12 protein-coding genes are annotated in these 16,049 nt (G+C 43.8%); 5 read left to right on the top strand and 7 right to left on the bottom strand.

Annotated elements, in window-relative coordinates; genetic code table 11:
- Positions 1 to 50: 50 nt before the first annotated feature.
- Both ACTXGK_RS23860 and aspS read right to left on the bottom strand, forming a co-directional pair.
- Positions 51 to 1,031 carry a lysophospholipid acyltransferase family protein gene (locus ACTXGK_RS23860; protein ID WP_443515374.1) on the bottom strand — a complete coding sequence of 327 codons (981 nt, stop codon included), beginning with the start codon at positions 1,029 to 1,031 and terminating at the stop codon, positions 51 to 53.
- Between the two features lie 67 nt (positions 1,032 to 1,098).
- A complete protein-coding gene (gene aspS / locus ACTXGK_RS23855) occupies positions 1,099 to 2,925 on the bottom strand; it encodes an aspartate--tRNA ligase (protein WP_443515452.1) in 1,827 nt (608 codons plus the stop codon).
- A gap of 374 nt (positions 2,926 to 3,299) precedes the next feature.
- Here aspS and sohB point away from each other — a divergent pair, with 374 nt between their 5' ends.
- From sohB to ACTXGK_RS23830, 5 genes are all read left to right on the top strand, one after another.
- Positions 3,300 to 4,280 (top strand): protease SohB, encoded by a 981-nt coding sequence (gene sohB / locus ACTXGK_RS23850; RefSeq protein ID WP_443515376.1) that lies wholly within the window; start codon positions 3,300 to 3,302, stop codon positions 4,278 to 4,280.
- A gap of 270 nt (positions 4,281 to 4,550) precedes the next feature.
- A complete protein-coding gene (locus ACTXGK_RS23845) occupies positions 4,551 to 5,798 on the top strand; it encodes an acyl-CoA dehydrogenase family protein (RefSeq protein ID WP_443515453.1) in 1,248 nt (415 codons plus the stop codon).
- Positions 5,799 to 5,984: 186 nt separating this feature from the next.
- Entirely contained in the window at positions 5,985 to 7,229 is a 1,245-nt protein-coding gene (locus ACTXGK_RS23840) for a phosphotransferase family protein (RefSeq protein WP_443515377.1), read from the top strand.
- A gap of 41 nt (positions 7,230 to 7,270) precedes the next feature.
- Positions 7,271 to 8,023 carry a histidine phosphatase family protein gene (locus tag ACTXGK_RS23835; protein WP_443515378.1) on the top strand — a complete coding sequence of 251 codons (753 nt, stop codon included), beginning with the start codon at positions 7,271 to 7,273 and terminating at the stop codon, positions 8,021 to 8,023.
- 203 nt (positions 8,024 to 8,226) lie between these two features.
- A complete protein-coding gene (locus tag ACTXGK_RS23830; RefSeq protein WP_443515379.1) occupies positions 8,227 to 9,096 on the top strand; it encodes an SDR family oxidoreductase in 870 nt (289 codons plus the stop codon).
- Between the two features lie 87 nt (positions 9,097 to 9,183).
- On the opposite strand, the gene ACTXGK_RS23825 is transcribed toward ACTXGK_RS23830, so the two are convergent.
- The 5 genes from ACTXGK_RS23825 to ACTXGK_RS23805 all read right to left on the bottom strand — a co-directional run bounded on the left by ACTXGK_RS23825 (position 9,184) and on the right by ACTXGK_RS23805 (position 16,015).
- Positions 9,184 to 10,884 carry an AMP-binding protein gene (locus tag ACTXGK_RS23825; RefSeq protein WP_371531401.1) on the bottom strand — a complete coding sequence of 567 codons (1,701 nt, stop codon included), beginning with the start codon at positions 10,882 to 10,884 and terminating at the stop codon, positions 9,184 to 9,186.
- Positions 10,885 to 11,459: 575 nt separating this feature from the next.
- Positions 11,460 to 13,157, bottom strand: a complete 1,698-nt coding sequence (locus tag ACTXGK_RS23820) for an AMP-binding protein (RefSeq protein ID WP_443515381.1) — start codon at positions 13,155 to 13,157, stop codon at positions 11,460 to 11,462.
- 572 nt (positions 13,158 to 13,729) lie between these two features.
- Positions 13,730 to 14,524: an ABC transporter permease gene (locus ACTXGK_RS23815; protein ID WP_443515382.1), complete on the bottom strand. Its 795-nt coding sequence runs from the start codon at positions 14,522 to 14,524 to the stop codon at positions 13,730 to 13,732.
- A gap of 75 nt (positions 14,525 to 14,599) precedes the next feature.
- The gene (locus tag ACTXGK_RS23810; protein WP_443515383.1) at positions 14,600 to 15,436 is read right to left on the bottom strand and encodes an ABC transporter ATP-binding protein; all 837 of its coding nucleotides are present in this window, start codon (positions 15,434 to 15,436) and stop codon (positions 14,600 to 14,602) included.
- 6 nt (positions 15,437 to 15,442) lie between these two features.
- Positions 15,443 to 16,015 carry a thioesterase family protein gene (locus ACTXGK_RS23805; protein ID WP_443515385.1) on the bottom strand — a complete coding sequence of 191 codons (573 nt, stop codon included), beginning with the start codon at positions 16,013 to 16,015 and terminating at the stop codon, positions 15,443 to 15,445.
- Between the last annotated feature and the right edge of the window lie 34 nt (positions 16,016 to 16,049).

Genomic DNA, 16,049 nt, shown 5'->3' with positions numbered 1-16,049 from the left:
CATAACTGTGATTGATGGTATGTCTAAATCAATAAACGATAGTACAGTTATTACTTGCGATTATCGATATTAGTGTCACCAGTAACAGAACCACTTACACCGTTACCAGAACGACTACCAGTAGCGTGATGAGACCGAATAAAGGCTGCTAAAGTGGCTTTATCTTTTCGGTAAGGGTTGCCTAGATTTGGTATGCGCTTAAAACGTCGATAGCCCCACATGTAGTGACTATAGTTGTCCTTAATCATATGCTCCATGGCTTGATTGAGTGCGTGAGTCGCTGTTTCGGTATTACGGTCATATAGCGCTGGATCGTCAAGCTTATAGCAGTAAATATCAAAACCGCGTCCATCATTACGACGAATACAAGACAAGCCAACCAAGGCACATTTGGTTTTACTCGCCAGTTTTGAGGCAAGGGTACTGGTTAATGTTTTGATACCAAAGAAGGGAACGACTACGCCGCCTGACGGATCTGGGACGTGGTCTGGTAATACAATACTAAAGCCGCCTTGCTTGAGGGTTTTAAACACGGCTTTAACACCGCTACCATCGGTAGGCACCAACGTTGCATTGAGACGCGCACGCCCTTGAAGAATAAACTCATTAGCGAATCTGCCGTCTACAGGCTTGTACATAATAGTTGGCGAACCAAACTGATTGAGCCACGCGTTCATCATCTCCCATGTACCGAGATGAGGGACGATAGCAAGCATGCCATTGGGATTAGCAAGACCTTCTAGTAGAATGTCTTTATTATGGACGTCACAGATTTGAGCAATACTCCATTCAGGTGGCATTGCCCAGCTTTTGATAGATTCAATACTGGTCAAACATTGATGGTAGATGATGTCTTTGGTCAGCGCTCGTTTTTGCGGCTCAGACAATTTGTCCGTAATCAGCGCCATATTAATATGAATGGTACGCATGATGCTGAGACTCGGTATTTTGACGATCACCCAAGCGACAAAACGTGCCAGCATCTGTAGTACAGACAATGGCACGAATTTAAAAATATGATACGGATTCATAACCACTCACACGGCGATGAATCGCGTAACAAGTACTGTAGACAGCAATAGTACATCATCAAATGTTTTATTGAACAGGTTTGTTGGTATCGGCATGTGCTTTTTCACGAACACGGATACCAAGATCACGTAACTGTTTGCTATCCACTCCAGCAGGAGCTTGAGTTAGTGGGCACTCAGCCGTTTTGGTTTTCGGGAAGGCGATCACATCACGGATAGAGTCTGCGCCTACCATGAGCATAATCAAGCGATCCAAACCAAATGCCAAGCCACCATGCGGTGGCGCACCGAATTTTAGGGCATCAAGTAAGAAACCAAATTTGTCTTCTGCCTCTTGCTCGCCGATACCTAACGCCTCGAGGACAGCTTGCTGCATATCATAAGTATTGATACGTAAGCTACCACCACCAATCTCAGTGCCGTTCAACACCATGTCATAAGCGATAGATAAAGCCGCTTCTGGGTTGTTTTTCAGCTCCTCAACTGAGCCTTTAGGCTTGGTAAATGGATGATGCATCGACGTCCATTGACCGTTATCAGTTTCTTCAAACATTGGGAAGTCAGTCACCCAAAGCGGCGCCCACTCACAAGTTATCATTTCAAGGTCTAAACCGATTTTTTGGCGTAATGCGCCGATTGCGTCGTTCACGACACTGGCTTTATCTGCACCAAAGAAGATAATATCGCCATCTTCTGCAGCAGTACGCTCGATGAGGCTAACGAGCACATCATCAGTCATATTTTTGATGATTGGTGATTGTAGGCCAGACTCTTGATCCACGCCATTGTTGATGCTGCTTGCGTCATTGACTTTGATGTAAGCCAAGCCGCGTGCGCCATAAATACCAACAAACTTGGTATAAGCATCGATTTGCTTACGGCTCAACGAAGCGCCACCAGGAATGCGAAGGGCAGCCACACGACCTTTAGGATCGTTAGCAGGACCGGCAAATACTTTGAAATCAACGTCTTTCATCAAATCTGCCACGTCAACCAGTTTCAATGGAATACGTAAGTCAGGCTTATCTGAGGCATAGTCACGCATTGCTTCAGCATACGTCATGCGAGGGAATTGCTCGAACTCAACATCCATCATGGTCTTGAACAAATGCTTGATCAGACCTTCGTTGATGTTCATGATCTCTTCTTCGTTTAAGAAAGACGTCTCAATATCGACCTGAGTAAATTCAGGCTGACGATCAGCACGTAAATCTTCATCACGGAAGCATTTCGCGATTTGATAATAACGGTCAAAACCTGACACCATAAGCAACTGCTTAAACAGCTGTGGTGACTGCGGTAGGGCAAAGAAGTTACCAGGACGCGTACGTGATGGTACAAGATAATCACGCGCACCTTCAGGCGTTGCACGAGTCAAAATAGGTGTCTCAACATCCAAGAAACCATGATCGTCTAAATAACGACGAATTGCTGACGTTGCCTTGGCACGGAATACCATACGCTCTTGCATTTGCGGACGGCGCATATCAAGATAGCGATATTTTAGACGCAAGTCTTCTGATACGGTCGTTTTTTCGTCATTCAATGGGAATGGCGGCGTTTCAGATTTGGCCAGTACTTCAATTTCTTTGCCCAATAGCTCAATTTGGCCACTGGTCATATTGTTATTTTCAGTACCTTCATAACGGCGACGTACGCGGCCAGTGATCTTTAGCACGTATTCAGGGCGTACGGCATCAGCAGTTGCAAAAGCTTCTGGTGTATCAGGATCGACTACTACCTGCAAGATACCAGCGCGGTCACGCATGTCTAAGAAAATCACGCCACCGTGATCGCGACGACGATGTACCCAGCCTACGATACTAATGGTTTGCTCAAGCAAGCTCTCGGTTACAGCTCCGCAATATTCGTCTCGGTATTCGCTATGCGTCATAGTGCTTTGCGTCATAATATTGTTATCCAGTTATCAGCCCAATTCGAAGTACAATAATGCAGCCATTGCTGTGCGTTTCAAGCGATTTGCAAAAAAAACACACAAACAACGCGATTAAGACAAATGGTCATCACGTTGGCTGCAGAAAATTTGATATAAACGCATATTATGCCTAATCTACCTTTGTTATACAACCGGCTGAGTTCAATCAAAGCGCAGCCATGCATTGGTATCGGCTGTATTAAGTGAGCCATACCTAGATTGGGTTAAATATTGTCATTTTGCTTGAAAATATCAGCGAGCGTGCGCATATCAACCGCACCTGAATAAAAACATCTATGTTGATATATCTACTGACTTGAGGATTTGTAATCATGCTATTTCATCCACCGAAAAACCCTGTTGAGCTAAAAGTAAGACATTTGAATGAAGCTCAAAAACAGCGCCGTGAAGACTTAATGGAAGCCACCCAAGGCAAAGCCGCGCTTAAAGCATTCAAAAAAACAATGGCGAAAAAAGCCAAGCAAGCCCTAAAGACAAAAAGCAAAAAGCAGAAAAAAAATACTGATACTGTGTCACAAGTTTTTGTTCTGGATTTTGAAGGTGACATCAAAGCAACTGCCGTTAAGCATTTGCGTGAAGAAATCAGTACGCTGATTAGTACCGCCAATAAAGGCGATGAAGTGATTGTCCGCCTTGAGTCAGGCGGCGGTTTGGTACATGGTTATGGATTGGCAGCCGCGCAATTGGTGCGCTTAAAGGACGCTGGTCTAAAGCTAACGGTCTGCGTCGATAAGGTAGCGGCGAGTGGTGGCTACATGATGGCTTGCGTGGCAGACAATGTGGTGGCAGCGCCATTTGCGATTATTGGCTCAATCGGCGTGGTGTCACAATTGCCAAACTTTCACAAATGGCTCAAAAATCATGACGTCGATTATGAGATGTTTACCGCTGGCGACTATAAACGTACGGTGACTGTATTTGGCGAAAACGATGCCGAAGATCGTGCCAAATACCAAGAAGAGCTAGAGCAAACGCACGAGCTATTCAAGCATTTCGTCAACACCTACCGCCCAGAATTAGATGTTGCCAAAGTGGCCACAGGTGAGCACTGGTATGGTGAAGATGCCTTAAAGCTTAATTTGATTGACAGCTTGCAAACCTCTGACAGCTACATTCTAGAGCGTATGGAAAGCAGTGAAGTGTACGCATTACATTCACGTCAGAAGCCGACGCTGGCAGAGAAACTAGGCCTTGCGCAAGCAGCAGAAGCAACGCTCAGTATGGCAGTGGACAAACTGCCAGACGCGCTCGCACGCTTTGAGCTAAACAGCCGCTTGAATATTCTAAAATAGTGTTAGATATCATTATGATGTCTGATAGCTAGTATTTTAGCGGTCATATGTTCAGCAATACACTGTTTGTATTTTGTAAAAGGCGTGTCCTAACGGGTCGCGCCTTTTTGCTGTTTAATCATAACTGCTGTGTTATAAATGGTGGATACAGAAAACAGTATACGTCCGTACACTAAAGCTCATCTTAAAGATCTAGCAGAGCTTTTTGTCAAAACCCGATTTAGACAATCAATAAAGAAAAGGAAGTCATTTATGTCTAACGACAATTTAATGTTTACCGCAACAGAACATGGTCAAGCCATGCATGCCAAAGTCAAAGCGTTCATCGAAACGCATATTGAGCCCATCGAAGCCCAATTCTGGGAAGAATGTCATAAGAAAAATCCTGATGGTAACTGGGAAAACTGGGAGTGGCCAGACGCTTATGACAACCTACGCAAACAAGCACGCGAAGAGGGTTTATGGAATTTATTCTTACCTGATGACACCTTAGGCGCAGGGCTTTCAGTCACTGATTATGCGCCGATTGCGGAGCTGACTGGGCGCAGTTTACTGGCGCCTCATGTGTTTAACTGCAATGCGCCTGACAGCGGCAATATGGAGCTACTGTGGCGCTACGGTACGCAAGAGCAGCAAGATAAATGGCTCACGCCACTATTAGAAGGTAAGACACGCTCAGTGTTTTGTATGACTGAGCCTGATGTGGCCTCAAGCGATGCCACCAATATGCAAGCAACCGCCGTAGTCGATGGTGATGAAATTGTCATCAACGGTAGCAAGTGGTGGTCATCGGGCCTTGGTGATCCTGCGGTTGATATTTTAATTGTGATGGCCTATACCGCGGATGAAAGCGCAGATCGTCATCACCAGCATTCAATGGTATTGGTACCAGTCAATACTGCGGGTGTAAATATCAAGCGTATGCTTAAAGTGTTTGGCGATTACGATGCGCCGCACGGACATGGTGAAATCAGCTTTGACAATGTACGTGTGCCAGTCAGTCACTTTATTGGCGGGGCAGGTAAAGGCTTTGAGATTGCGCAAGGTCGCTTAGGGCCAGGTCGTATTCATCACTGCATGCGTTGTATTGGTGCGGCTGAAAAATCTTTAGAGTTGGCAGTGAAACGCGGTATGTCACGTACTGCTTTTGGTAAGCCGCTACTACAATTGGGCGGGAACTTTGAGCGTATCTCTGAGGCGCGTATCAAGATTGACCAAGCACGTTTGCTAACCCTTTATGCGGCGCAAAAAATGGACGCTCAAGGAACCAAAGCGGCACTCACTGAAATCTCTGCGATCAAAGTAGTTGCACCAACTGTGCTACAAGAAGTGGTCGATATGGCGATTCAGATTCATGGCGGCATGGGCGTGTGCCAAGATACCTTGTTACCGAATTTCTACGCACAAGCGCGTGTGCTGCGCTTGGCAGATGGTCCTGATGAAGTACATAAAACGATGATTGCCAAGCTAGAGCTAAAACGTCAAGGTTTTAGCCGATCTAAGTCTAACAAAGCCTAATATTAATCAATGGGCGTGAGTCTTAACTTGCTCATACCACTGTTGTTAAAAACAAAATAAATTGAAAATTCACTATTAACGATTTAGTAGTGAATTTTTCATCACTAATACTATTTCATTGTTATTAAATATTTTAATACTACTAGATGTTATAAAAATAAATAATCACACGATAAGGAATGTCTCATGGCAACTGATAATAAAGTACTCGATAAAGGCGGTGCCGTACGTGAGGGCGAGGAGCTTGATACCAAAGCAGTAAGCGCATGGCTGCGTAGTCAAGGTGTCGATGTCGTAGGCGAGCCTACAGTCACTCAGTTCTCAGGCGGGGCATCAAACTGGACGTATCGCTTGCAATATGAAGGCGATGATAAAAACCAAGACCTCATATTACGTCGTCCGCCAAAAGGTACCAAGGCAAAATCTGCGCATGACATGGTGCGCGAATATACCGTCCAAAAGGCATTAAAAGATGCCTATCCTTACGTACCTGAGATGATTGCGCTATGTACAGATGAAGCCGTCATTGGTGCTGATTTTTATGTCATGGAGCGTATGGAAGGGATCATTCCCCGTGCCAATTTACCAAAAGGTGTCGATCTGGATCCTGAACAAACCCGTCTACTTTGTACCAATGTTTTGGATGCGTTGGTAGAGCTGCATCAGATAGATTATACCGAGCATCCTGATTTGGTTGATTTGGGTCGCGGTGATGGCTATTGCGCGCGCCAAATTAGTGGTTGGGACAAGCGTTATGTCAAAGCGAAGACACCTAACGTCCCAAGCTTTGCCTTGGTCAGACAGTGGCTCAAAAAGCATACCCCTGCTGATAGCAAAACGTGCATTATTCACAATGACTGGCGCTTTGACAACGTCATACTCGATGCAGACGAGCCGACTAAAGTGATTGGCGTGCTTGACTGGGAGATGGCAACCCTTGGCGATCCATTAATGGATTTGGGTAGTGCCTTGGCTTACTGGATTGAAGAAGACGATAATATTGTCATGCAGCAGTTTCGTCGTCAGCCAACTCATTTAGAAGGTATGATGACGCGTGATGAAGTGGTTGCTTATTATCTAGAAAAATCTGGACTTAAGATAGATAACTGGACCTTTTATGAAGTATTTGGTCTGTTCCGTCTATCAGGTATCATTCAGCAAATCTACTATCGCTACTATCATAAGCAAACCACCAATCCAGCATTTAAGAACGCCTGGCTCGCTATACACGTCATGCACGCCAAATGTCTCAAACTGATTGCGCAATATGAAGGCGAAGCGCTGTTCAATGCACACGTTCAGCCGCATTTGGAAGACAGAGGAGTCGATGCGGCGACGATTGAGAAATTGCCAAGCCCTGTTCAAAAAGTGGTGAAAGGTATCTTACCAAAGGGCTATTTTGCAAAATCCTCTGATTCATCTGAAATATAAAAAAATAGTATTTTGGATAAAATAATAAAAGGCAGTATTTTATGACTACCATACTTTTAGCCCGTCATGGTCAGGCCTCTTTTGGTCAAGAAAACTACGATCAGCTTTCAGAGCTAGGTGAAACTCAGGCCAAAATGCTGGGTCAGCATTATGCAAATACCCAGCGCCGAATCGATGCGATATTTACGGGTAATTTGATCAGGCAACAAGACTCTGCGCGCCATTTTTGGGAGGGCTATCAACCTCTCGTTCATGCTAATCACGGTGATGGTACACCAACTGTATCAGCCATCAATTTTGATGAGCCTGATAGCTATATTTTGCCGCAATTTGATGAGTTCAATCATAAAGACGTATTTGTGAAGTCAGCTAGTGATTTTGGCAATCGAGCTGAAATTGCCAAAGCAGAATCACCGTCCACGCGTTTGGCTGAGCTGTTTGACCAAGCGATGCAGCGCTGGCATGCGGGCGACAATGATCAAGACTATATTGAAAGCTGGCCGCAGTTTAATGACCGAGCACAGCAAGCCCTTGAACAAGTACGTACAAAAATAGCCAATACGAGCCTAGATCAGGACAGTACGGTGTTGGTCTTTACCTCAGGTGGTGTCATCGCTGCCATTACCGCGCAGCTCTTAAAACAAGGTAGCCAAACCGCTTATCAGTTAAATAAAAGCTTAGTAAATACAGGCGTTACCTCTATCACCCTAAAAAATCAGAGTACGCGTTTGTTGTCTTTGAACGAATACAGTCATCTATTCTCTGAAGGTAAGCGTTTTGTGACGTGGCGTTAGGCTGACAGCACATCGTAGTGATATATTAAAGCCGTGATAAAGTAGCTATTTTAAATATGTGACCGCTACGTATATCGTTAACGTCAGTCATTATATTTGTTGAGTATTTTTCGTTTATTTTTACAACTGACAAGCTCCATCTATCGATTTGCGATATTATAGGCTATCGATTTTATCTAATATTGATATAAACAGGATTGTCTATGAAAAATAAATTGATCAATTTAGTAACCAAAAGTGCTAAACAAAGTAAAAATCAGGTGTTTAGTGCGATTCAGCCGTCGCGATATCTAAAAGATTTAAATGAGCAGCAAGTAGGAAAAAACAAGACTGTATTGATTACTGGTGCCAGCTCAGGTCTAGGCGAGGGCATGGCAAGATTATTTGCTAAGCTTGGTTACAACCTCGCCATCTGTGCGCGCCGTACGGATCGTTTAGAAAGCCTGCAGTCAGAGCTGGTAGCAGCATATCCTCATATACGCGTTGAGTACCGAGCGCTAGATGTCAGTGATTATGATGCTGTTTTTGAGGTATTTGATGCATTTGCTGCTGACTTTGGCACGATTGACCGCATAGTGGTCAATGCCGGTATTGGCGATAGCCGCCGCATTGGTAAAGGGCGCTTTGATACCAACCGCCGTACCGTTGAGATTAATTTTATCTCGGCATTAGCGCAATGTGAAGCTGCGATGAATATCTTTCGGGCTCAAAATAGCGGTCATCTGGTGGCAATGTCGAGCATGTCAGCAATGCGTGGCCTGCCTAAGCACTTGACGGCTTATGGTGCTAGTAAAGCAGGTTTGGCGCATCTTGCAGAAGGTATTCGTGCTGATATGCTATTGACTAAGCTACCTATCAAGGTGTCTACCATTTATCCTGGTTACATCCGTACTGAGATTAATACGAATGCCAAGCCATTGCCGTTTGAAGTAGATACTGATACCGGTACCAAAGCGATTGTTGCAGCGATTGAAGCAGGTGTGGAAGAAGCGTGCGTACCAAGCTTGCCATGGTCGATTGTAGGTCAGGCAATGAAGCGTTTTCCGTTACAAGTGATGAGTCGATTGAGCTGATACGAGAGGTTTATTCAACAAAAACAAAAAGCCCACTTTAATGATAGTGGGCTTTTTTGTCTCTATGGCAAAATCATAATATATAGATTACAACGTTTGCGGGTTGTCTGATATGTGCTGCTCACGTAGCTTTTGACGCAATACTTTACCCACATTGCTTTTTGGTAGTTCGCTGACAAACTCAATGTGACGCGGGCATTTATAACCCGTTAAATTATCCAGTGCAAACTCTTTGATGTCTTCTTTGGTGACATTATTGTCTGCAGGGACAATATAGATTTTGACGGCTTCACCTTGGTTTTCATCAGGGATGCCAATAACGGCGCAATCAACGATACCCTCGTGGTCAAGCATAACGGCTTCGATTTCATTTGGGAACACATTAAAACCTGAGACCAAGATCATGTCTTTTTTACGGTCTAGTAAAGTAAAGTAGCCTTTCTCATCCATGCTCACGATATCACCAGTACGGAAATACCCATCGCGAGTAAAATCGGTCGTGTTGTCTCTATTAAAATAGCCTGACATGACGTTCGGACCTTTGATGCACATCTCACCTGCCTGATGCATGGCGACACGTTCACCATTTTCGTCGACGACGATGATATCGACACTAGGAACTGGTATGCCAATAGAGCCATTGAATTTGCGGTCAGTGATGACATTAGCAGTACCGCCAGCGACACCTTCAGTCATACCCCAACCTTCGACCATAGGGCATCCAGTCACTTCTAACCAACGTGCTGCGGTTTGTTCAGTTGCTGCCATACCGCCCGCCTGAGTGATACGTAGGGCGCTAAAGTCCAAATCTTTAAAGTTTGGCTGATCAAGCAATCCTTTAAATAGGGTGTTGACCGCAGGGAAAATATGGAACGGCTGCTTGGATAGGGTCTTAACAAATCCCGGCATATCGCGTGGATTGGGTACTAATATAAAAGTATAACCTGAGCGCATACCAAGTAGACTGAGCATAAAGGCGAAAATATGATAAAGCGGTAATGCCATGACCATATTGATGTATACCTCGTTGATGCCTGAGGTCACAGGGCGATACCACGCTTCTGACTGCATCGCCGCCGCGACGACATTACGCTGGGTTAAAACAGCCCCTTTAGACAGACCAGTTGTACCGCCTGTGTACTGCAGAATTGCCTTTTGTTGCAACGTGGTTTTGGGAGCTTGAAGCGGTAAGTTGCGCCCTTTTTTGAGTACTTCAGGGAACTTGGTAACATTGTACTTTGGGTCATTCAGGTTATATTTGGGCACCAAGCGTTTGACCTGACGGATAACGGTATTCACCAAAATACCTTTTAGGCCCATCATATCGCCCATTTTTGATAGGACAATGCGTTTGATATTGGTCTCTTCGATGACCTGCTCAAGCGCTTGAGCGAAATTGTCCACCACAAAAATTACCTGAGCGCCTGAATCATTTAATTGATGACGTAGCTCACGACCTGTATACAGTGGGTTAATAGGGGTGCAGACATAGCCTGCGCGTAAGATACCAATCATGATTGGCAAATATTGTGGGACATTTGGCATCATAAGTGCCACGACGCTGCCTTTAGGTAAGCCTTGAGCTTGTAACCATGCTGCTACTGCCAGTGACGCCTTATCAACATCATCATAGGTATGAGTCACACCCATACAGATAGTCATCGGATGCATACGAAAACGATTGAAGCACTCTTCATATAGTTCTATGAGGCTTTCATATTGATCAGGGTTAATGGTTTTGGGTACGTTTTCTGGGTATTGAGCAAGCCAAGGTTTATCTGCTGTCATGCCTAGCGTCCTTAAATTAAGATAAGTTAAGGTTCTATAAAAAAGTAGTCACATCCATGTCGACGATATACATCAGTGCCTTTTGAGCGATGAATTGTCGAGTGCTATCCTTTGTTTTCACATACTGCTAAAGTACAGAGTCCTTTATAAAATTTGATTTAACTACCAAGAATGAGCTACTAAAAAATAAGCATCTAAGTAGATCAAAGGGCTGATTACTGTTTTTAAAATTAAAATCCTTATTCAAATCAACAGTAATAAAGTGTCCTAAATTAAATATTCAATTAATCTAAATTGATAGAAAACTTAGTGACACATTTCGGCATTACATTAACATAACTACAACTAAATTCGTTACGGCCAACCAAGAACTCAATAGTTTATATTTACGTTTGATATATTGAACAATATGTGTTGAAAGATAAAAGAGACAAGAGGTTCACGCTAATGAATGGCATTTATCATTTATACAATCATTGGTAAAAGTTATAAAAATGACAATTAAAGAGGAATATATAGAATGAAAAAAGCGCCTTATAGTTAAGATAAGGCGCTTTTTTATTGAGAGAATTTGCTTATTGTTGAGGATGTTCTGCGTGATGTTTTTCACGTAATTTTTGGCGTAATACTTTACCGACATTGCTCTTTGGTAGGTCACTCACAAATTCAATGTGACGAGGGCATTTATAACCAGTCAGATTGTCTAGGGCAAACTCTGTAATGACTTCTTTAGTCACGTTATTGTCTGCAGGAACAATATAAATTTTAACCGCCTCACCTTGACGCTCATCAGGAATGCCAATCACTGCACAGTCAATAACACCATCGCAGTCTAGCATCACAGATTCAACTTCATTTGGAAAGACATTGAAGCCTGAAACCAAGATCATGTCTTTTTTACGGTCTAATAAGGTGAAGTAGCCCTTTTCATCCATGCTAGCGATATCGCCAGTACGGAAATAACCGTCACTCGTAAAGTCATTAGCACTGTCCCTATTATAGTATCCTGAGGTCACATTAGGGCCTTTGATACACATTTCACCCGCTTGGTGAGTACCCACACGCTCGCCATTTTCATCAATGAGGATAATGTCAACGTTCGGTACTGGGATGCCGATAGTACCGTTGAATTTGTCATCGGTTACGAGGTTGGCAGTACCACCAGCGACGCCCTCAGTCATACCCCAGCCTTCAACCATAGGACAGCCTGTGACCTCTAACCAACGCTCTGCTGTTTGTTTGGTGGCTGCCATACCGCCCGCTTGAGAGATGCGTAGGGGGGCAAAATTCAAGTTTTTGAAGGTTGGTGTATCAAGCAGTCCTTTAAACAACGTATTGACCGCAGGGAAAATATGGAACGGCTGCTTGGATAAGGTTTTGACAAATCCTGGCATATCACGCGGGTTGGGTATCAATATAAAGGTGTAGCCCGAGCGCATACCCAGTAAGCTCAGCGAAAAAGCAAAAATATGATAGAGCGGCAATGCCATGACCATATTGATATATACCTCATTGATATCTGAGGTCACTGGGCGATACCATGCTTCTGCCATCAATGCAGCGGAGACAATGTTGCGCTGGGTCAGTATCGTGCCCTTAGACAGTCCTGTGGTACCGCCTGTGTATTGTAAGATAGCCAATTGATCTAAAGTCATTTTTGGCGCATGAAAAGGTAAGTTTTTACCTTGCTTGAGCACATCAGGGAACTTTGTGACTTCATGCTTTGGATCGTTGAGCTCGTATTTGGGTATCAAGCGTTTGACTTGACGGACAATGGTATTCACTAGCATACCTTTTAGGCCCATCATATCGCCAAGTTTAGATAAGACGATACGTTTGATGGCAGTCTCATCGACTACTTGCTCAAGGGCTTGCGCAAAATTGTCCACCACAAAAATTACCTGAGCACCTGAATCATTTAGCTGATGACGTAGCTCACGACCTGTATACAGTGGGTTAATAGGAGTACAGACGTAGCCTGCACGCAAGATACCAATCATCGTTGGTAGGTATTGCGGTAGGTTTGGCATCATCAATGCAACGATACTACCTTTAGGTAGCCCTTGCGCTTGTAACCATGCGGCGATGGCAAGAGAAGCGTTATTGACATCATTATAAGTATGCGTAACACCCATGCATATACTCATTGGATGCCCGCTAAAACGCTCAAAGCACTCCTCGTACAACTCCATCACGCTGCCATAGGTATCAGGATTAATCGTCTTTGGTACACTTGCCGGATATTGGTCAAGCCAAGGTTTGTTTGGCATCATAGTCAGCGTCCTTGCAGTTTGATATAGGTGAATGTTTTTTAAGAAAGCAGTCATATGCATGTCAATATCACAAATCAGCATCAATGTGATTAACCTGCTATTGGATGCAATAACGTCCGTGTCTGCTTGCTTTTGTTGCCGTTGTTCAATTTTAATTAACTACTGATGGGTGAGTTAAATGAATCAAACAATTAGATAATCCAATGACAGAAATAACTTGTATTTCAATTAGATATTATCTGGTTTTTGCAACTACGGTATCAAAAAAACGATACATTTAAGCAATACAGTAGCATGAATAATGTTGAAGACAATAATAGAAAGCAAGACTGAGCAGTACATAGATAAAGCTGAAAAATTTGAGACATCTATGATGTTTAAGAAATGAGCCATAGTAAGGCATATTTTTGAGCTGGTAATGAATATAAAGACAGGGCAGGCTATTTATTAATGATGAGTAAAGTAATTGACTGTTTAGATGAGTGAACGAGCTTATGTAGATAAACAACGGTCTGGTTTTTTAGAATGATAACGCTTGATCGTCAACATGAGGGATAAGATCAGAGGAAAAACTAACGAGGTAAAATAAACTGCTGATTTTTATTAAAAAAGCGTCGATAAATCAGCAAAGCACTAATCGTACAGCCAAGCGTACTACTTACACATATCAAAAACATCGTCACTATCTGATAGCGTACCGCTTGAGTGGGATCGGCGCCTGCCAATATTTGCCCCGTCATCATGCCGGGCAAGCTGACAATACCGACGACCAACATAGAGTTGAGCGTTGGGGTCATCCCATTGGTAATCGCAGCACGTATCTGCTCATGCACAGCTTCAAATGGTCTAGCAGAAAGGCTCAACATCATCTCGATACGCCCTTGCTGCTCGTGAAAAGCTTCGATCAGCTGATTGCTCGTTAATGAGATGGCTGTCAAAGAATTGCCCAATATCAGCCCCAATATAGGAATAATGAATTGCGGGGTATACCAAGGCTGTACTCTTAGAATAACGATCATCGCTATTGCAGTGACCAGTGTCGCTGAGGTGCCGACGGCTAGTAGCGTGTCGGTTAGCAACTCTTTATAGCTGCGCTTGACACGATTTGTGGCGGCACTCCCTGCAATCAGAGTCATGATGGTCAAAATCAGCAGAACTTCATACCACTGCTCACGGGCAAAAATCCATGCCAGTATCAGACCAATAAAGCTAAGCTGCACGATGGTGCGAATAGCAGCTATCAAGAGCGTTTTTGTCAGTTTTAAGCGCAGTTGCCATGAGATGAGTAGTACGATGATAATCATACAACTGGCGAGGGCAATATCACCGTAAGTTAGAAATACTTGCATATCATCCATACCATTCATGGGTGCTCATGATAAAAAGGTGAAAAAAGATGGGAGTATAATGAACGCAATCTACTCAAGGTTTTGGGAAAACTTTTACAATACCTCAGTTAGTACACCTGCTTGTATACGCCAATGTCTATGAGCCAGCGGCATGATATCTTTGGTATCATGAGTCACCCATAACAACGTGCGCTGAGTATCTGCTTGTAACCAGCTCATCAGCAGGTTCACTAGCTGCGCTGAGGTATCGATATCTAGCGCAGCGGTTGGTTCATCTAGCAATAGTACTTGTGGGTTTAATTGTAATAGACGCAACGTATTCACCAGTTGACGCTCACCGCCAGATAAATGATGAGCCTCTTGTTGCAAAAAGTCTGAATGTCTATTGAGCGTCTCAAGCTGGGATATATGCCAAGCCATATCAAAACTCTGAGTCCGATGTGCTTGTAGGTCATAAGGCATTTTTAGGTTTTCAAGCACACTCCCTCCCAACAACTGTGGATGCTGAGCAAGTAAAGCAACGTGTCTACGCCAGTCCGTAGGTGAAGCGGTGTGGACGCTTTCATGGTTCTGATTTGGCGTGGCATCACTGCGCAGATGGATGTCGCCAGTGGTCATCGGCAATAATCCTGCCAGCACCCGCAATAGTACTGACTTGCCACTACCAGAAGCACCAGTCAAAACAGTGACTTGCCCTGATAGTAGCTTGCCACTCGCACCGTTTATCAATATGCGACTATGAGGCGATAGGCCATCAGATAGCACATTTTTTTTTCGCTTATTTGACCATCTTTGATAGAGTTTATGCGGTACAAAGGTTTGTGTCTGTTCACCACTACTATGCTTAGGATTATCGCTACCGACTACCGGTCTACCATGTACCCAGAGATTATTAAATTCAAGCAAGGGTCTATCAGGATCAATGCGCATAGCGTTCTACAGTCGCTCGTTTATTTGCTCACTAATTGACTGCTCAATGGCATCTCGTAATTCTTTTGGTACACGGATAGGGCGCATGGGTGTGGTATTCACTGCGTTGTCAGGTTGATCATTATTTGTTTCGTTATTGGCCATTGGCTCTGGCTTAACGAGGTTTTGTACACAGGCAATGACGATTTTGGTGCTACTTAATAGTTGGCTACTAGCTTTGTCTGATGTGCTGCGATGAATGCTTTGATAAAATATGATGCTGGCAGGCTTTAACTCTACTTTATCGATGCGTACAGAAATGACCTCATCTAAGAGAATGGCTCTCTTGTATTGTAAATCTGCCTGACTCACGACAAAATGCTGTATGTCGCCATCATCAGTTCGTAAAAAGTAACCGTTTAAGCCCAGTTTGGTAAACCAATCACGGCGGCAGTTTTCGAAAAACACCAGATGGTTGGCATGATAAACTATGCCGCCAGCATCCGTATGGTTGATGTAGACGTTATAATCTTTAGCAAATAGCGGTTCCATATTATTATTCGCGGCTGTATTTTTATTTTTATGCTCAGTTGTCGTCATAAGGGTGCTCAGTATTTTGATAAAGGTTGTTTGG

The organism is Psychrobacter sp. T6-5, assembly GCF_052258485.2.
In the GTDB taxonomy this organism is placed as follows: Bacteria; Pseudomonadota; Gammaproteobacteria; order Pseudomonadales; family Moraxellaceae; genus Psychrobacter.
Note: the sequence above shows the minus strand (reverse complement) of the source record. Positions and strands in the feature narration are given on the sequence as shown.